The sequence below is a fragment of the Novosphingobium sp. THN1 genome (genome assembly GCF_003454795.1).
In the GTDB taxonomy this organism is placed as follows: Bacteria; Pseudomonadota; Alphaproteobacteria; order Sphingomonadales; family Sphingomonadaceae; genus Novosphingobium.
On record NZ_CP028347.1, the window covers coordinates 187,853 to 205,472 of the forward strand.

Here is a 17,620-nt window from a genome sequence, read left to right on the forward strand (position 1 = left end):
CCCCAACACCCCATTGCACCCCTGCCCTCAACCGGGCACACCGCTGCGCAATGATCCTGCGCCGCCTGCTTCCCCTCGCCGCTGCCCTCACCCTCACCGCCTGCGCCGCGCAGCCTGCGCAGATCGCCAGCGCTCCCAAGCCGACATGGGCCTTCCAGCAAAGCGACCTCCCCCCGATCCCGCCTACCGCTACGGCCAGCTGCCCAACGGCATGCGCTTCATCATCCGCCGCAACGCCACGCCCATCGGCACCGCGCAGGTCCGCATGGACATCGCCACCGGCTCACTTGACGAGCGCGAGGGCGAGCGCGGCTTTGCCCACTTCGTCGAGCACATGGCCTTCAACGGCTCGACCCGCGTGCCCGAAGGCGAGATGATCAGGCTGCTCGAGCGCAACGGCCTGTCGTTCGGCGCTGACACCAACGCCCAGACCTCGTTCGAGCAGACGCTCTACATGCTCGACCTGCCGCGCAACGATGCCAAGCTGCTCGACACAACACTGATGCTGATGCGCGAGACGGCAAGCGAACTGACCTTCGACCCTGACGCCGTGGCGCGCGAACGCGGCGTTGTCCTGTCCGAACTGCGCGACGGGCAGGGCTGGAGCCGCACCAACCTCGAAGACCAGCTCGCCTTCTTCTACCCCGACGCGACGTACCCCAAGCGCCTGCCCATCGGCACGGTCGAAACGCTGAACGCTGCCACCGCGCCCGCGCTCAAGGCCTTCTGGGCGCGTGAATACGTGCCGTCGAAGACCACGCTGATCGTCGTCGGCGATTTCGATCCCGATGTGGTCGAGCAAGCCATCCGCACCCGCTTTGTCGACTGGCAGGAGAGGCAAGAAACCCCGCGCCCCGATCAGGGCAAGGTCGATCCGAAGCAAAAGGCCAGGGTCGACATCCACCTCGATCCCTCGCTGTCCGAGCGCGTCACCGCCTCGCGCCACGGACCATGGCTGCTAGAGCCCGACACCATCGCCAACCGCCGCCGCAACCTCTTGCGCCAGATCGGCTATGGCGTGGTCAACCGCCGCCTCGCCCGCCTCAGCCGTACGATCGACCCGCCGTTCCGCGGCGCGGGCTTCGGCACCAGCGAGGTGTTCCGCATCGGCCGCACCACCAACGTCATCGTCGATACGGTGGACGGCGGCTGGCAGCGCGGTCTTGCCGCCGCAGCCGGGGTCTACGCGCGCGCCCTCGCCTCCGGCTTCACCCGAGCCGAAGTGGACGAACAGCTCGCCAGCATCCGCACCGGCCTCGAGAACGCCGCCGCCGGGGCCGACACCCGCAGCCACGGCACTCTCGTCGGCGCCGCCCTCGCCCTGATCCGCGACGACCAGGTGCCGACCACGCCCGAGTCCGGCCTTGCCCGCTTCAACCAGTTCGCCCCGACGATCACGCCCAGGACCGTGCTCGCCGCGCTGAAAGAGGAAGCCGTCCCGCTGAAGGACCCGCTGCTCCGCTTCCAGGGCCGAACCGCGCCCAAGGGCGGCGAAGACGCGCTGCGGAACACATGGGCCAAGGCCACCCGTGCCGAGGCTCCGGCGGGCGAGGTCCCCGCGCCCATCCCGTTCGCCTACACCGACTTCGGCCCAGTCGGCACGATCGCCAGCGACACCACCGAACCGCTCTACGGCATCCGCCAGATCCGCTTTGCCAACAACGTCCGCCTCAACCTCAAGCGCACCGATCTTGCCAAGGACCGCATCGACGTCCGCCTCAATCTCGATGGCGGCGAGATGCTCGATACCCGGGCCGACCCCCTCACCACCGAAATGACCGGCGTGCTGGCGCGCGGCGGTTTGGGCAAACATAGCGAGGACGACCTCCAGACGCTGCTCGCCGGCCGCTCGGTCGCATTCGGCCTCGGCGCATCGGGAGACACCTTCTCCGCCGACGCCACCACCACCCCGCGCGACCTGACGCTGCAGCTCCAGCTCTTCGCCGCGCTGCTGACCGACCCCGGCTACCGCGCGGAAGGCGAAGTGCTCTACCGCCAGAACATCGCCAATTTCTTCGCCCGCCTGCGCTCCAGCCCGCAAGCAGCCCTGTCCAACGCCATCGGCGGCATCCTGTCGGACAACGACCCGCGCTTTACTCTGCAACCGCAATCCGCCTACACCGCGCTGAGCTACGACAAGCTCCGGCGCGACATAACCCACCGGCTCACCCACGGCGCCATCGAGATCTCGATTGTCGGCGATATCGACGAGGCTGCGACAATCGACGCCGTCGCCCGCACGTTCGGCGCCCTCCCCCCGCGCGAGGCCGATTTCCGCCCCTACACCGCCGAACGCAAGCGCAGCTTCACCGCCAAGCGCGGCCTGCAAGTCATCCGTCACACCGGCGAGGCCAATCAGGCCGTGGTCCGCACCACCTGGCCCACCCGCGACGATCGCGATCCGGACGAGGCGATGGCCCTCTCCCTGCTCGCCGAAGTCGCCGGGATCGAGGTGCTCGACAGCGTGCGCGAAAAGCTCGGCAAGGCCTACAGCCCCGGTGCGTCCAGCGCCCTCAGCCGCGTCTGGACCGGCTACGGCACCTTCACGATGAGCGCCTCGGTCGATCTGTCCGACGTTGCCGCAACCCGCGCCGCGCTTCAGGAAACCACCCGCAGCCTGATCGCCTCGCCCGTAGACGACGACGTCCTCCAACGCGCCCGCGCCCCGATGCTCGAACGCATCGACAATGCTCTCAAGACCAACGGCGGCTGGAGCGCTCTGGCCGAGCGGGCGCAGACCCAGCCAGACCGCCTCACCCGCGCCAAATCCGCCCGCGCCCGGCTGGAAAAGCTCACCGCGGCAGACCTGCAAGCCGTGGCCCGCCGGTATCTCTCACCCGAAAAGGCCGTGCAAGTTCTGGTCCTGCCGGAAGGAGCGGAAGTTCCGTGAGCGAATGAGTGCGGCGATCCGCGCTTGGAATCCATAAATCCGAGGCATGCCGAACCGCAAATATAATCTATTTTTCAAATTCCGCCCCCTTATGCATACGACTGCGCAAATCAAAAGCAGTCGATAAAAGGGAGACATAAGTGAGCAATAAATCAGTCATCCGCTGGACCGTGTCACTGGCCGCTCTGTGCGCCGCCAGCCCGCTTTTTGCCCAGGAAGCGCAGGTCACCCAGGCCGATGAAGGCATCACCGACATCGTCGTCACCGCGCAGCGCCGCGAGGAAAGCCTGCAGCGGGCGGCCGTGGCGGTAACCGCCGTGACCGGGGCAGACATTGCCGATGCCGGCATCACCGAGCTTGTCGATCTCCAGAAGCTCGTGCCCGCTCTGGCCGTTGCCCCAACCGGCGGCACCACCAGCTTCTTCCTGCGCGGCGTCGGCACGAATTCGCAGAACTCGTTCTCCGAGAATGCCGTCGCCTTCAACTTCAACGGTGTCTACGTGGCGCGGCCTTCGGCTCCTGCCGGTGCATTCTACGATCTCGCCCGCGTCGAAGTGGTCAAGGGACCGCAAGGCACGCTCTACGGCCGAAACGCAACCGGCGGCGCGATCAACGTCATCCCGCGCAAGCCCGATATCGGCAATTTCGGCGGTGAAGTGCGCGCGGAATACGGAAACTACGACAGCAAGAAAGCATCGGCGGCGCTCAATCTCCCGATTGGCAATTCCGCGGCATTGCGTGTCGCCGGACAAGTCGTGGATCGTGATGGCTTCCTCACGGACGGCTACAACGACGAGAAGGGCGAAGGCGTGCGTGCCTCGTTCCTGGTCGAACCTTCGGCCGACTGGTCGGTGCTGCTGGTCGGCGATTACTTCAACCAGCATGGCAAGGGCTGGGGCAGCGTGCTTCTGCCCAGCGCCACGCTGAACGCGCCCGACCTGAACGATCATGTCGGCATTTCCAGCCCGGCCGCGCTGACAGCGATCCGCAACCTCGCCGCAGGTGTGTTCGCGCCCCCGTTCTGCGGCGGCTTTGGCGGGTTCGTCACCAGCGGCTGCATCGACCTGCCGGCAGATACCGGCTTCCTCGACAACAAGTTCTATGGCCTCAGCGCAACGATCGAGGGCGACCTTGGCTTCGGCAAGCTCACGCTCCAGCCCGCCTGGCGCAAGACCGACATCAACTTCGTCACCTATCTCCCGGGCTTCCGCGGGGAAATCACCGAAAAGGCCGAACAGTTCTCGTTCGAGGCTCGCTTTGCGTCGGATCACGATGGTCCGCTCAACTACGTGCTCGGCGGTTTCTATTTCAAGGAAGACCAGAACGCGCTGAACTTCTTCCGCCAGGGTGATATTTCCACCACCCGCTTCACGCCGAACGTGAATACGGAAAGCCTCGCCGCCTTTGGCCAGTTCACCTACAAGGTCACCGATGCGCTGCGGCTGGTTGCCGGCGGACGCTATACCAAGGAGACGAAGGACCAGTTGACCGCCACGGTGTCTGGCGGGCGGCCCGGACCGGTCAATCCGCCGCTTGGAGCGCCCTTCACCGGCGCCCTCGATTTTGAGAAGTTCACGTGGAAAGCCGGCATCGAGTTCGATGCAGGGCCGTCCTCGCTCGTCTACGCCGATGTGTCTACCGGCTTCAAATCCGGCGGTTTCTTCGTTGCCGCGCCGCCGGAAAATACCTTCGCCCCGGAAACTCTCACGGCTTATACCGTCGGCAGCAAGAACCGCTTCTTCGACAACAAGCTGCAGCTGAATGTCGAGGCGTTCTACTGGGATTACACCAACCAGCAGATCACCTTCGTGGGGGGCGTGCGCACGGCGAACAACATATTCGCCCAAGGCTCCCGCACCGAGAACGCCGGCAAATCCCGCATCTATGGCTTTGAAGCCGAAGTGCGCTTCCAGCCCAGCCGGAACGACAAGTTCGATCTCAACCTGCAGTACCTGAATGGCAAGTACAACAGCCTCCGGACGGCCAACTTCTCGCCCACGGGTGCGCCGGTTGCCACGGGCTGCACCACCTTGGGCAGCCGCCTCGCCAACCCGGGCGTCCCGGGCAACAATGCGCGCTTCTATGATATCGACTGTTCGGGCAAACCGGCTGTAAACGCGCCAAAGTGGTCACTTGGGCTTGGCTACGAACGCGGCTTCGATCTCACCGATTCCATGCGCCTGCTGCTCGGTGGTCGGACCTCGATCGAGTCGGGTCGCTTCCTCAATCCAAACTATCGCCCGGAAGAGCGGCAAGGCGGGTTCATGATGTCCGACGCCTATGTCACGTTTGAAGGAGATGGTGGCCGCTGGACAATCACCGGCTTCATCAACAACATCGAGGATGAAGAAGTGATCGTGCGGTCCGGCTCGCGGCCGATTCTCGACTTCTCGGTCGCGACTCTCGCTCCGCCCAGAACCTACGGCGTCCGCATGGGTTACAACTTCTGATGCGCCTGGCCATCATCGTCGGCTTCGCCCTGGCTCTGGGCGCGCCCGGAGAGTTCGCCCGGCTTGCGGCACATGAGCCAGCCAACAATGGCTCGCGCTTCATTACGCTGGGCACAATGGGCGGGCCGGTTGGTGATGGCCGCCGTTCTCAACCGGCCAACGCGCTCGTCGACGGGAAGGATCTCTATCTCGTCGACGCAGGTGACGGGGTCGTGCAACAGCTGGCGAAGGTTGGCCTTGCGCTTCCGAACGTCACGGCGGTCTTCCTCAGCCATCTCCATGCCGATCATACCGGCGGCCTCTCGGCGGTCCTGGCCCTGCGCAACCAGACCATGGTTGCGCAGAAGCTGACGGTCTACGGCCCGCCCGGAACACGGGAAATGGTCGAAGGCATGATATCCTCGATGCGACCCGCGGCCCGTGCCGGATACGGAATACCGGGCAAGCCCTGGCCCGATCCTGCAGGCATCGTATCCGTGGTCGAAGTGGGCGATGGCTTCACGGCCAGCGTGGGCAACATGGTCGTCCGTGCCGCACAGAACACCCACTACGATTTCGCTCCGGGCAGCGAGGAGGACAAGGCCTTCAAGTCCCTGTCATTCCGCTTCGAAACGGCCGGGCGCACGATCGTCTATACCGGCGATACCGGGCCGTCCGCTGCCGTCGAAAAGCTGGCAGCAGGGGCTGACCTCCTCGTGAGCGAAATGATCGACATTGATTCCACGATGGCAACGGTCGCCCGCAACTCGCCGAACATGCCGGAAAAGGCGAAGGCGGATCTGGTTCGGCACCTGACCACGCACCATCTCGCCCCGCCAGACGTAGGCAAGATGGCTCGGCATGCTGGGGTCAAGGCCGTCGTCGTCACGCATTTCGCAGGCGGCAGCGCAAGCGCCGCGCAAGTCGAAGGCGTCAAGGCAGGCGTCCGCGCCGAATACCAGGGCCCTGTGACGATCGCCAACGATCTCGATAGCTTTTAGGCTCAGGCCCCATTTTTCGCGGCAGGCGAGAGGCGCCCCTTTCCTCCCCCCCTCCCGCAGGCGGAAAGGGTCGGAGGTGCGGCTCTTCCCCCCTCCCGCAGGCGGGAGGGGTCGGGGTGCGGCTCTTCCCCCCTCCCGCAGGCGGGAGGGGTCGGGGGTGGGCAAGCGGCGAAAGCCCCGCCCGACCGCCCCCGCCTACCCGGTCGTAAGCCCGTAAAGCACCATCGCCGCCTGATTTTCCGCCATCCAGTCGACGTTGAGCGGCTCTGCCCCCACCGGTTCGAACACGTTGCGCCACAGCGCGGCAAAGATGATTCCGCCCGCCACGCATTGCGCCGCGGTCTTCGGATCGGGGCAGGCAAATTCGCCCCGGGCAATGCCATGGGCAATAAGCCGCTCGATCGCGCCGAGAATGCAGATCATCGCGGTCTCGTGGTAGAACCGGGCAAGCTCGGGGAAATTGCGGCCCTCGCCCACGATCAGGCGCGGCAGGAAAGCCATTTCCGGGCTGGCAATGCGCTTGATGGCGTTCTTCACGAAGGCGCGCAGCAATGCCGGCGCTGGAAGGCTGCCGTAGTCGCTCGGCAGCAGCGTCGGCATCATCTCGGTGATGACTTCGGAAACCAGCGCGCGGAACAGAGCCTCCTTGCTGTCGAATGCAAGGTAAAGGGCGGCGCGGCTGATGCCCACGCGCTTGGCGACGTCCTCCATGCGGGCGGCGGCAAAGCCCCGTTCGGCAAATTCCTCGCGCGCGGCGTCCAGAATGCGCTCGCGCCGGTCTGCTGGCGTAACTCGTGGCATGACCGTTCAATAACTGACGCGTCAGTCATGTAAAGCGGGAAAAGTCCGGTGGCAGGGCACCCGGAAGCGTTGCGTGGGGTGCAGTTATGATGTCCAGGCAGCCCTGCCACCGAAAGGAGTTTTCTCCTTGCGGAGTAAGGTCTTGATGCCATCTTCGTGCGGTTTCGTCTCGGCGTTTTCCTACTTAAGCGTTTTGTGCTAAGTCCCGAAAACTGGCGCTTTACCTCGGATTCCCCCCACCAGCCGCACTGCGCCCCCGCGCCTTTGCCGAAGTTTCTCTGAACAGTGTAAACCGCGTAAACCCGCCGCCTTGCTCTTTCGGCTCTCCCGATGCATAGGCGCCCGCAAGATTCTCCAGCATTCAGGTTCCGAAAGGCCCGCCGATGAAGGTCCGCGTCATTGTCACCCTCAAGAACGGCGTTCTCGATCCGCAAGGCCGCGCCATCCACCACGCTCTGGAAGGCCTTGGTTTTGCAGGCGTGAACGATGTGCGCGCGGGTCGGGTCATTGAACTCGACGTGGCCGACACCACTTCGGACGCAGCGCTCGACGAGATGTGCAGCAAGCTCCTCGCCAACATGGTGATCGAGAACTACCGCATCGAAAAGGCAGCCTGAGCTTAGGAACCCGCGCCATGGCTTTCACCTCCGCCGTCATCACCTTCCCCGGCTCGAACTGCGATCGCGACATGGCGGTGGCGATCGAGCAGGTCTGCGGCGGCACGGTCCATCGCGTCTGGCACGGCGATGCCGACCTGCCGGACAACCTCGATTTCATCGCCCTGCCCGGCGGCTTCTCCTATGGCGACTACTTGCGCTCCGGCGCGATGGCGGCACGCTCGCCGGTGATGCAGGCGGTGGTGCGCGCGGCAGAGCGCGGGTGACCGTGCTCGGCGTTTGCAACGGCTTCCAGGTCCTGACCGAGGCTGGCCTACTGCCCGGGGCGCTGATGCGCAACGCCGGCATCCGCTTCGTCTGCCGCGACGTGAAGCTCACCGTCGAGAACAACCAGTCGCTGTTCACGGCGGGCTATGACGCTGGCCAGCAAATCACGATCCCCGTCGCGCACCACGACGGCAACTTCTTTGCCGACGATGCCACGCTCGACCGGCTCGAAGGCGAAGGCCGCGTGGCGTTCCGCTACGCAGAAGGCGTCAACGGCTCGGCACGCAACATCGCGGGCGTGCTCAACGATCGCGGCAACGTACTGGGCATGATGCCGCACCCGGAGCGCATGATTGAGGCGGCGCAGGGTGGTTCGGACGGCCGCGCGCTGTTCGAAAGCGTCATGCGCGGGCTGGTCGCCGCCTAACCGGCGGCCCGCTCGCGGAAGCGGGTCTGGCCGAACAGCGCGAGCGCATCGGTCCGGTTCATCGGACGGCCGAAGTAGTACCCCTGGATCTTCTTGCAGCCCAGGCGGCGGATGCACTCCAGCTCGGCCTCGGTCTCCACGCCCTCTGCCGTCGTCGACATCTCCAGCGCGTCGGCCATGGCGACCACTGCGCGAATGATGGCAAGGCTTTCCGGGTTATCCTTGGCCGCACCCTGCACGAAGCTGCGATCGACCTTGATCGTCGAGAAGCGCATTTTCCTGAGGTATCCGAGCGAGGAATAGCCGGTGCCGAAATCGTCAAGCGCAACGCCGCAGCCAATGCCCATCAGGTTCTCGAGGGTCATCTGCGCAGTCGTGCCATCGCGCACGAAGATGCTCTCGGTCACCTCGATCTCGAGCCGGTTCGGCGCCAGACCGGTTGATGCAAGTGCGCCGACCACGGTCTCGGCGAAGTAGGGATCGAGCAGCTGTTCGCCCGAGACATTGACCGCGATCTTGACGTGTTCGGGCCAGTTCATCGCCTCGAGGCATGCGGTGCGCAGCACCCATTCGCCGATTGGCACGATCAGGCGCGTGTCCTCGGCCAACGGGATGAACTTTGCCGGGCTGACGAAGCCATGCTCGGTGCTGTTCCAGCGGATCAGCGCCTCGAAGCTCAACACCTCCTCGCTGGTGGCGTTTACCACCGGCTGGTACATCAGCGAGAACTCGTTGCGCTCAAGCGCGTGGCGCAGCGAGAACTCCAGTTTTCGGCGCTCCTCGGCATGGGCATGGAGCGAGGGCTCGTACACGCAGTGCCGCCCGCCGCCCTCATCCTTGGCACGGTAGAGCGCAAGGTCGGCATTGCGCAGCAAGGTCTCGACCGTCGAGCCATCGCGTGGGCCGATGGCGGAACCGACGCTGGCCCCAACGTAGAGCATGTGGTGGTCGATCTCGTAGGGCTGCGAAAGTGTGCTGATGATGCCAGCGGCGAGTTCGGTGACCCGCTCAACATCAGCCGCATCGCGGATCACGATCGCAAATTCGTCTCCACCCAAGCGGCCGCACACCTCACCTTCGCGCATGATCAGCTTGAGCCGCTCAGAAACGAGCGCGAGCAACTGGTCACCGACGAGGTGGCCGAGTGTATCGTTGATCGCCTTGAAGCGGTCTAGATCGATCATCATCAGGGCGCAGCGCGTGCGCCACTTTTCGGCATAGCCCATGGCTGCACCCAATGACTCGGTAAGCATCAGGCGGTTGGGAAGCCCGGTAAGCGTATCGTAGCGGGCAAGGTAGGCGATCTTCTCGGCGCTTTCACGCTGTTCGGTGACATCCGAGCCGACACCGCGGAAGCCGACGAAAGTGCCGTTCTCATCAAACTTGGGGGAAGCCGAAAGCTCCCACCAGCGGTGGCCGCCATGCAGAGAAACGCGCACCAGCAGGTTTGAGAAGCTCTCACGACGCTTGAGCCGCTCGGCCAAGTCATGCAGGCTGGAGTGGAAATGGCCGCTATCCCAGGCAGGTCCGGCAATCAGCTGGATCAGAGGCTTGCCATCGACATCCTCGGGGTCCTGGCCGAGCGCAAAGGCAAAGCGCGGGCTGACCGAGCGGACGCGGCGGGTGGCATCAACCTGCCACAGCCAATCTGCATCGCCTTCCTCGAATTCGCGCAACAGCAGCGAAACGACTTCGGCCTTTTCCGCCATGCCTGCTTCGGCGACCCGCGCGCCGAGGAAAGTGCGCGCAGCCTCAATGCCGCCGATGCTGACGATCAGCACGAAAGCGACCGCAACAGCGGCCGCGATGTATTCCCCCAGAACAGGAAGGCAGCGACGCCCGACAGGCCGACAATCCCTCCGAACATCACCGTAGCCATTGGCATGGCGGCAAATGTCACGGCCATGCCGGTCATCAGCATGGCGAGGACCGTCCACAGCGTCATGCGCTGCGACTGATCTCCGAATGGCGAAAAGACCAGCATGGGGATGGCCCAGATCAATGCCACGAACAGCGAACTGATCGTTTGCCGGTGCATCTCCTGACGGCTCACCCGACGCCGGTCGGCATCGATCAGTGTGCGGTCGAACCTTGCGCCGGAAATAAGCACGCCGACCAGCAGCGCCATCCAACCGACCAGAAACGCGACATGGACGTCGCCGGCGTAAGTCTGCAGAACCAGCAGTGCCGCCATCGCATGGGCGACAAGCCGGGCGAACGTGAGCTTCGCAAGGCTTGAGTACTGCAAGCCGCGCAACCGGCCCCAATCGCCCTCGGCCGGATCACACAATCCGACCACGGCAAGGATCGGCAGTTTCACCGGTAAAGCGTCGGGTTCAGGCGCGTTGGGGTTCGTCACGATGGTTGAATTACAAGGAATTCATTATCCAATCGTAAGCATCCCGAAACTTTGCGGCGCTGCCGAGCGCGAGAAAAGCCCGCCGCGCCTGGCATGAGGCGCGACGGGCCGGACTTTCCTCCCCAGGAAAGGTCCAGTGGGGCAGTGCCGGGAAATTAACGTCCCAAGGCGCTGCCAAGCCGATGGTAGAGGTTCGAGAACTTCACCGACTCCGGCTGGTCCTCGATTGCCTTCAGGTAGTGCAGTACGGCTTCGCGGATCAGCTTGAAGTCCTCGGTCGAGAGGACCGCGCGGGCACGTGCAGGTTCAGCCATGGTGGGTCTCCTTCTTGGATCTTCGAGGCGTGATTGCCGCGAGGATTTGCTGTGCTGCCGGATTTCAGGCGGCGAACTGGTTCATCGTGTTATGGACGCCGCCAGCCTTGAGAGCGGCTTCGCCCGAGAAGTATTCCTTGTGATCGTCGCCGATGTCCGAGCCGGACATGTTCTGATGCTTCACGCAGGCGATGCCCTGGCGGATTTCCTCGCGCTGCACCTGCTTGACGTAGCCGAGCATGCCCTCTTCGCCGAAGTAGCGCTTGGCGAGGTTGTCGGTGCTGAGCGCAGCGGTGTGGTAGGTCGGCAGCGTGATCAGGTGATGGAAGATGCCCGCTTGGGCCGCAGCATCGCGCTGGAACGTGCGGATGCGCTCGTCAGCTTCGATGCCAAGCTCGGTGCTATCATAGTCCACGCTCATCAGCTTCGAACGATCGTAGGCTGAGACGTCCTTGCCTGCTTCGACCATCGCATCATAGACTTGCTGGCGGAAATTCAGCGTCCAGTTGAACGACGGGCTGTTGTTGTAGACCAGCTTGGCGTTCGGGATCACTTCGCGAATGCGGCTGACCATGCCACCGATCTGGCCGATGTGCGGCTTTTCGGTTTCGATCCACAGCAGGTCCGCGCCGTTCTGCAGCGAGGTGATGCAATCGAGCACGCAGCGGTCCTCGCCGGTTCCGGTGCGGAACTGGTAGAGGTTCGAAGGCAGGCGCTTCGGGCGCATCAGCTTGCCATCGCGGGCAATCAACACGTCGCCGTGGCCGAGGTTCGAGGCATCGACTTCATCGCAATCGAGGAAGCTGTTGTACTGGTCACCCAGGTCGCCCGCTTCACGGGTGTAAGCGATCTGCTTGGTGAGGCCGGCGCCAAGGCTGTCGGTGCGGGCAACGATCACGCCGTCATCGACGCCGAGTTCCATGAAGGCGTAGCGGACCGCGCGGATCTTCGCGAGGAAGTCCTCGTGCGGAACGGTGACCTTGCCGTCTTGGTGGCCGCACTGCTTCTCGTCCGAGACCTGGTTCTCGATCTGGATGCAGCAGGCACCGGCTTCGATGAACTTCTTGGCGAGCAGGTAGGTCGCCTCGGCGTTGCCGAAGCCCGCGTCGATGTCGGCGATGATCGGAACGATGTGCGTTTCAAACTCGTCGATCTTGTGCAGCAGGCGGTGGGTGTTGACCGCATCACCAGCCTTTTTGGCCGCATCAAGATCGCGGAACAGCATGCCGAGTTCGCGGGCATCAGCCTGCTTGAGGAAGGTGTAGAGTTCCTCGATCAGGTCCGAAACGCTGGTCTTTTCGTGCATCGATTGGTCGGGCAGCGGGCCGAATTCGCTGCGCAGCGCGGCGACCATCCAGCCCGACAGGTAAAGGTAGCGGCCCTTGGTGGTACCGAAGTGCTTCTTGATGGAGATCATCTTCTGCTGGCCGATGAACCCGTGCCAGCAGCCGAGCGACTGCGTGTAGTTCGCCGGATCAGCGTCATAAGCCTCCATGTCGCGGCGCATGATCTTGGCGGTGTAGCGGGCGATATCGAGGCCGGTGTGGAAGCGGTTCTGCAGGCGCATGCGGGCCACGCTCTCGGGCTCGATGCCATCCCAGGTCTGGGCGAAAGGCGCGATGGCCTTGCCTGCTTCGACGATCTTGCTGTGGTAGGTCATTTCCCGTGTTCCCTCACGTGGTGTGCGTCTGTGTGAGATCGGGGTAACGCGCGAATCGCATTCGCGGAACGGCGCGCGAAGTGATGTTGTCAAACTTTACAGGATATGCTTGTAAAGTTGTGCAGTCGCTACAAGAGACCTGTAAGATGTCGACAAGTCCGCTTTATCTGGGACCTCGCCTGAAGCGCATTCGCCGAGAACTGGGGCTGACACAGCAGGCGATGGCGGACGAGCTGGGCATTTCGCCAAGCTACATTGCGCTGATCGAGCGGAACCAGCGACCGCTGACAGCGGACCTCCTGCTGCGACTGGCGCGGGCCTATAAGCTCGACATGGCGGACCTCGCCAGCGACGAGCGCGACGATTACGCACGCAGGATGGCGGACGCGCTGCGCGATCCGATCTTCACCGATATCGACCTGCCCGCGCTGGAAGTGTCGGACGTGGCGGCAAGCTTCCCCGGTGTGACCGAGGCGCTGCTGCGGCTTTACGGGGCATGGCAGCGCGAGCAGCAGGCGCTGGCCGAGCAGCGCAGCGCGGTGCCGGGCACGGGCGCGAGCGATCCGGTGGGCGAGGCGCGGCGCTTCGTGGCGGCGCGGCGCAACTACTTTCCGACGATCGACTCCAAGGCCGAGGAGCTTTCGGGCGAGATCGAGAAGGCGGGCGGTCCGGCGGAATGGCTGCGGCTGCGCAGCGTGCGGGTGCGCTTCCTGCCACCCGACGTGATGATGGGCGCAATCCGGCGCTATGACCGGCACAACGAGCAGTTGCTGGTCGATGACACGCTCCCGCCTTCAGGGCGGGTGTGGCAGCTGATGCAGCACATTGCCTATACCGTGCTGCGCAGCGAGATTTCGGGAGTTATCCGGGGGAAAGCTTTGCCAGCGATACGGCGGCACAGCTCGTGCGGCGAGCGCTGGCGGGATATGCAGCGGCGGCGCTGGTCATGCCCTATGACCGCTTTGCGCGGGCCGTGGATGGACGGCGCTATGACATCGAGGCGTTGTCCGGCCAGTTCGGGGCGAGTTTCGAGCAGGTGGCGCACCGGCTGACCACGCTAAACCGGCCGGGGCAGGAACGGGTGCCGTTCTTCTTCATCCGCGTGGACACGGCGGGCAACGTCTCGAAGCGGCTGGACGGGGCGGGCTTTCCCTTTGCGGCGCATGGCGGGGGGTGCCCGCTTTGGTCTGTGCACGAATGCTTCCGCACGCCGGGCGAGATCGTGACGCAATGGGTGGAACTGCCCGACGGCCAGCGCTTCTTCTCGCTGGCGCGGACGGTGACTTCGGGCGGCGGCGGATTCGGGCGGCCACGCTGGACGCGGGCGATTGCGCTGGCCTGCGCGGCGGAACATGCGCCGCGGCTGGTCTATGCGGCAGGGGCCGATCCCAGGGCGGTGGAAGCGACGCCGATCGGCGTGACCTGCCGCCTGTGCCACCGCGCGCAGTGCACGGCGCGGGCCGAGCCGCCGATCGGGCGCGAGATCCTGCCCGACGACTACCGTCGCGGGGCCGAGCCGTTCAGCTTTGCGGAGAGTTGAGCCAGAAGCGGATTATCATCGCCACAGCACCTAGCGCGAGGACGCTGCCGAGCCAGATCGCAGCCATCCAGCCAAGGCGTTGCCACAGGGGCCTTGCCTCGGCCCGCTCCGCGCCTTCGAGGCGGGGATCAATGATAGCCATGTTCGCCCACCTTCCCCCGGAACACCCAGTAGGCCCAACCGGTGTAGGCAAGGATCAGCGGCATGATCAGGCCGACGCCGATCAGCATGAACACCTGACTGCGCTCGGGCGCGGCGGCGTCCCAGATGGAGATGCTCTGCGGCACGACCCATGGCCACATCGAAACGCCAAGGCCGATCATGCCGAGCAGGAACAGGCCGAGCGCGTAGAGGAACGGGCGGACTGGCTGGCGCTGCTGCAGCGAGCGCAGCAGGGAGATGGCGAGCGCCGCCGTCGCCAAAGGGACTGGGGTGAGCCAGAACACCATCGGTTCGGTGAACCAGCGCTGGAAGTACTGGTGGGCGAGGAATGGGGTGGCGAGGCTGACGGCGGCCATCAGGGCGAGCGTGGCAAAGGCGGCGAGCTTGGCGAAGCGGAAGGCCTTGTCCTCGGCGCTGCCTTCGACCTTGATCGCCAGCCAGCAGGCGCCGAGCAGCGCGTACCCGGCAACGACGCCCGCGCCGGTCAGCAGCGAATAGGGCGACAGCCAGTCGAGCCAGCCTCCGGCATAGGCCCTCCCCTCGACGTGGATGCCCTGCAGCAATGCGCCGAGAGTGATGCCTTGCGCCAACGCGGCGACGAGCGACCCGGCAAAGAAGGCACGGTCCCAGAAAGCGCGGTGGCGGGGATCACGCCAGCGGAATTCAAAGGCGACGCCGCGGAAGACGAGGCCGAGCAGCATGGCGATGATCAGCGGATAGGTCGCTGGCAGGATGATCGCATAGGCCAGCGGGAAGGCCGCAAGCAATCCGCCCCTCCGAGCACCAGCCAGGTCTCGTTGCCGTCCCAGACCGGCGCGATGGCGTTCATCGCCTGATCGCGCTCGGCCCCTTCTTCAAACCACGGGAAGAGGATGCCGATACCGAGGTCAAAGCCATCCATCACCACGTACATCAGCACGGCGAAAGCGATGATCAGGGCCCAGATCGTGGTCAGGTCGATCATGATGCGGCTCCGTCGGCTTGAGCATCCATGTGCTGGGCAGGCGTGATGCCGGCCGAGCGGATGGGGGCGCGCTCTTCCTCTTCCAGCGCAGGTTCGTGCGGATGCGGCGCGTCCTTCATCAGGTGGAGGATGTACCAGGTACCGATGCCGAAGACCGCGAAGTACACCACGACGAAGGCGGCCAGCGAGGCGGCGACGGCGGGTGCGGCGATGGGACTGACCGAGTCTGCCGTGGTGAGCAGGCCATAGACGGTATAGGGCTGGCGGCCGACTTCGGTCGTCACCCAACCGGCGATCACCGCGATGAAGCCAGATGGCCCCATCAGCACGGCGAGGCGGTGCAGCATCGGCCAGTCGTAGAGCCTTTTGCGCATCCGAGCGACGAGGCTCCACAGGCCAAGGCCGAGCATGAGGAAGCCGAGGCCGACCATGACGCGGAACGACCAGAACACGATCCACACCGGCGGGCGCTTGTCCGGCGCAACCGTGTCGAGGCCGGCGAGCGGGGCGTTCGGATCGTGCTTCAGGATCAGGCTCGAAGCCTTGGGGATGGCGATGGCGTAATCGAGCTTCTGCGCCCTGTCGTCGGGAATGCCGAACAGATAGAGCGGCGCGCCTTGCGGGTGGGACTGGTAGTGCCCCTCCATGGCCATGACCTTGGTGGGCTGGTGCTCGAGCGTGTTGAGGCCGTGCATGTCGCCCACGAAAATCTGAATCGGCGCGACGAGCGCTGCCATCCACATGGCCATCGAGAACATCTTGCGGGCGTGGAGGTTGGCACGGCCCTTGAGCAAGTGCCACGCGCCGACTGCGCCGACGACAAAGGCCGTGGTCAGATATGCGGCGATGACGGTGTGGACGAGGCGATAGGGGAAGCTGGGATTGAAGATGATCGCGGCCCAGCTTGGACCTGGGAGAAATTCGCCGTTTGCGCCAATCTCGAAGCCGGTAGGCGTCTGCATCCAGGAATTGACCGACAGAATCCAGAAGGCCGAGATGAACGTGCCGATGGCCACCATCAGCGTGGCGGCGAAGTGCAGCCCCCTGCCCACCCGGTTCATGCCGAACAGCATCACGCCGAGGAAGCCAGCCTCGAGGAAGAAGGCAGTCAGCACCTCATAGGCCATGAGCGGGCCGATCACGCCGCCGACCTTGTCGGAAAACACCGACCAGTTGGTGCCGAACTGGTAGGACATGACCAGGCCCGAGACCACGCCCATCGCGAATGCGACCGAGAAGATCTTCAGCCAGTAGCGGAACAGGTCGAGGTAGAGTTGCTTGCCGGTTTTCAGCCAGAGCCCTTCAAGCACGGCGAGATAGCTGGCGAGGCCGATCGAAAAGGCCGGGAAAATGAAGTGGAAGCTCACCGTGAAGGCGAACTGCATACGCGCCAGAACCAGCGCCGCCATTTGGCTGTCCATACCTGCGAACACGTTTATCTCCCCTGCACGGGATCGGGCGTCTTCTTGTGGCGCCTCAATGACTTCCTAGCCGTATATGAGCATAAGCTAAAGTGATATTACCGATGCAACGCTTGCAGTTTCTGCATCCAGAGAACCGCTGTGCGGAAGCGACGTTCCTCCAAACTTGCAGCATGTGGCCTGGGGGGCTATCGGCGCGCTTCCCGCCCGAGTTCGCAGGGCCGAAGAAAGCACCGCCGTTGTCCAAGATCATCCCGCTTGCTGATGTCGATCCCGCGCTGGTCGAGCAGTTGCTCGATGCAGCGTTCGAGCCGACGCGGCACCAGCGAACTGCCTACAAGGTGCGCGAGGGCATGGAGCCACTCGGCAACCTGTCGTTCGCGGCGCTTGACGACGAGGACATGCTGGCGGGCACGATCCAGTGCTGGCCGGTGGCGCTGACCGACGAAAGCGGCCGCATGCATCCGATGATCATGGTCGGCCCGGTGGCGGTGATGCCGCATCTGCAGGGCGAAGGCTTTGGCAAGGCGCTGATGACGGCGGCGCTTACCGCCATCGACCCGCGCGCGCCGCTGCCACAGGTGCTGATCGGCGATCCCGAGTACTACGAACGCTTCTTTGGCTTCAGCAACGCCCAGACAGGCGGATGGCGCCTGCCGGGACCGTACGAGCAGCATCGCCTGCTGTGCCGCACCGCCAATCCTGCCGTCCTGCCGCAAGAGGGCATGTTGGGGCCTTGGCGACGCTGATCCGATCTGGCATCGGCAA

12 protein-coding genes and 3 pseudogenes are annotated in these 17,620 nt (G+C 64.5%); 7 read left to right on the forward strand and 8 right to left on the reverse strand.

Translation table 11 applies throughout. The annotated features are described in order from the left end of the window. Nucleotides 1-145 precede the first annotated feature (145 nt). The 3 genes from C7W88_RS00925 (at nt 146) to C7W88_RS00935 (ending at nt 6,320) form a co-directional block, all read left to right on the forward strand. The gene (locus C7W88_RS00925; protein ID WP_240344753.1) at nt 146-2,890 is read left to right on the forward strand and encodes a pitrilysin family protein; all 2,745 of its coding nucleotides are present in this window, start codon (nt 146-148) and stop codon (nt 2,888-2,890) included. Nucleotides 2,891-3,030: 140 nt separating this feature from the next. Beyond that, nucleotides 3,031-5,340, forward strand: a complete 2,310-nt coding sequence (locus C7W88_RS00930) for a TonB-dependent receptor (protein WP_118072165.1) — start codon at nt 3,031-3,033, stop codon at nt 5,338-5,340. Then, nucleotides 5,340-6,320 (forward strand): MBL fold metallo-hydrolase, encoded by a 981-nt coding sequence (locus tag C7W88_RS00935; RefSeq protein WP_118072166.1) that lies wholly within the window; start codon nt 5,340-5,342, stop codon nt 6,318-6,320. The genes C7W88_RS00930 and C7W88_RS00935 overlap by 1 nt, the downstream gene beginning before the upstream one ends. Before the next feature lie 195 nt (nt 6,321-6,515). Here the strand turns inward: C7W88_RS00935 and C7W88_RS00940 are convergent, their stop codons facing one another. Then, nucleotides 6,516-7,121 carry a TetR/AcrR family transcriptional regulator gene (locus C7W88_RS00940; protein WP_118072167.1) on the reverse strand — a complete coding sequence of 202 codons (606 nt, stop codon included), beginning with the start codon at nt 7,119-7,121 and terminating at the stop codon, nt 6,516-6,518. A gap of 383 nt (nt 7,122-7,504) precedes the next feature. On the opposite strand from C7W88_RS00940, the gene purS reads away from it, so the two are divergent. Both purS and purQ read left to right on the forward strand, forming a co-directional pair. After that, the gene (gene purS / locus C7W88_RS00945; RefSeq protein WP_118072168.1) at nt 7,505-7,738 is read left to right on the forward strand and encodes a phosphoribosylformylglycinamidine synthase subunit PurS; all 234 of its coding nucleotides are present in this window, start codon (nt 7,505-7,507) and stop codon (nt 7,736-7,738) included. Nucleotides 7,739-7,755: 17 nt separating this feature from the next. After that, nucleotides 7,756-8,432 (forward strand): annotated as a pseudogene (gene purQ, locus C7W88_RS00950) (phosphoribosylformylglycinamidine synthase subunit PurQ). On the opposite strand, the gene C7W88_RS00955 reads toward purQ, so the two are convergent. The 4 genes from C7W88_RS00955 to C7W88_RS00960 form a co-directional block, all read right to left on the reverse strand. Further along, a complete protein-coding gene (locus C7W88_RS00955; protein ID WP_370073160.1) occupies nt 8,429-10,213 on the reverse strand; it encodes a putative bifunctional diguanylate cyclase/phosphodiesterase in 1,785 nt (594 codons plus the stop codon). The pseudogene purQ and the gene C7W88_RS00955 overlap by 4 nt on opposite strands. Then, nucleotides 10,207-10,791 carry a hypothetical protein gene (locus C7W88_RS24555; RefSeq protein WP_370073161.1) on the reverse strand — a complete coding sequence of 195 codons (585 nt, stop codon included), beginning with the start codon at nt 10,789-10,791 and terminating at the stop codon, nt 10,207-10,209. Before C7W88_RS24555 ends, C7W88_RS00955 begins: the two co-directional genes overlap by 7 nt. Before the next feature lie 155 nt (nt 10,792-10,946). Then, nucleotides 10,947-11,105 (reverse strand): hypothetical protein, encoded by a 159-nt coding sequence (locus C7W88_RS22425; protein WP_011444689.1) that lies wholly within the window; start codon nt 11,103-11,105, stop codon nt 10,947-10,949. A 64-nt stretch (nt 11,106-11,169) separates the two neighbouring features. Continuing rightward, nucleotides 11,170-12,765, reverse strand: a complete 1,596-nt coding sequence (locus C7W88_RS00960; protein WP_118072169.1) for an isocitrate lyase — start codon at nt 12,763-12,765, stop codon at nt 11,170-11,172. A gap of 146 nt (nt 12,766-12,911) precedes the next feature. Here C7W88_RS00960 and C7W88_RS00965 point away from each other — a divergent pair. Beyond that, nucleotides 12,912-14,305 (forward strand): annotated as a pseudogene (locus C7W88_RS00965) (short-chain fatty acyl-CoA regulator family protein). Here the strand turns inward: C7W88_RS00965 and C7W88_RS00970 are convergent. The 3 genes and pseudogenes from C7W88_RS00970 to C7W88_RS00980 form a co-directional block, all read right to left on the reverse strand. After that, nucleotides 14,286-14,447 (reverse strand): DUF2474 domain-containing protein, encoded by a 162-nt coding sequence (locus C7W88_RS00970; RefSeq protein WP_118072170.1) that lies wholly within the window; start codon nt 14,445-14,447, stop codon nt 14,286-14,288. The pseudogene C7W88_RS00965 and the gene C7W88_RS00970 sit on opposite strands and share 20 nt — an antisense overlap. Beyond that, a pseudogene (gene cydB / locus C7W88_RS00975) lies at nt 14,434-15,431 on the reverse strand (cytochrome d ubiquinol oxidase subunit II). Before cydB ends, C7W88_RS00970 begins: the two are co-directional and overlap by 14 nt. Continuing rightward, a complete protein-coding gene (locus C7W88_RS00980) occupies nt 15,428-16,840 on the reverse strand; it encodes a cytochrome ubiquinol oxidase subunit I (protein WP_118074492.1) in 1,413 nt (470 codons plus the stop codon). The pseudogene cydB and the gene C7W88_RS00980 overlap by 4 nt, the downstream one beginning before the upstream one ends. Before the next feature lie 251 nt (nt 16,841-17,091). Here C7W88_RS00980 and C7W88_RS00985 point away from each other — a divergent pair, with 251 nt between their 5' ends. Further along, a complete protein-coding gene (locus C7W88_RS00985; protein WP_118074493.1) occupies nt 17,092-17,601 on the forward strand; it encodes a GNAT family N-acetyltransferase in 510 nt (169 codons plus the stop codon). Nucleotides 17,602-17,620: the final 19 nt, after the last annotated feature.

What these genes read in the sequence shown, in the direction of transcription:
- C7W88_RS00925 (WP_240344753.1), top strand. Translation starts at nt 146, where the DNA reads ATGGGCCTTCCAGCAAAGCGACCTCCCCCCGATCCCGCCTACCGCTAC.
- C7W88_RS00935 (WP_118072166.1), top strand. Translation starts at nt 5,340, where the DNA reads ATGCGCCTGGCCATCATCGTCGGCTTCGCCCTGGCTCTGGGCGCGCCC.
- C7W88_RS00940 (WP_118072167.1), bottom strand. Translation starts at nt 7,121, where the DNA reads ATGCCACGAGTTACGCCAGCAGACCGGCGCGAGCGCATTCTGGACGCC.
- purS (WP_118072168.1), top strand. Translation starts at nt 7,505, where the DNA reads ATGAAGGTCCGCGTCATTGTCACCCTCAAGAACGGCGTTCTCGATCCG.
- C7W88_RS22425 (WP_011444689.1), bottom strand. Translation starts at nt 11,105, where the DNA reads ATGGCTGAACCTGCACGTGCCCGCGCGGTCCTCTCGACCGAGGACTTC.
- C7W88_RS00960 (WP_118072169.1), bottom strand. Translation starts at nt 12,765, where the DNA reads ATGACCTACCACAGCAAGATCGTCGAAGCAGGCAAGGCCATCGCGCCT.
- C7W88_RS00970 (WP_118072170.1), bottom strand. Translation starts at nt 14,447, where the DNA reads ATGGCTATCATTGATCCCCGCCTCGAAGGCGCGGAGCGGGCCGAGGCA.
- C7W88_RS00980 (WP_118074492.1), bottom strand. Translation starts at nt 16,840, where the DNA reads ATGGCGGCGCTGGTTCTGGCGCGTATGCAGTTCGCCTTCACGGTGAGC.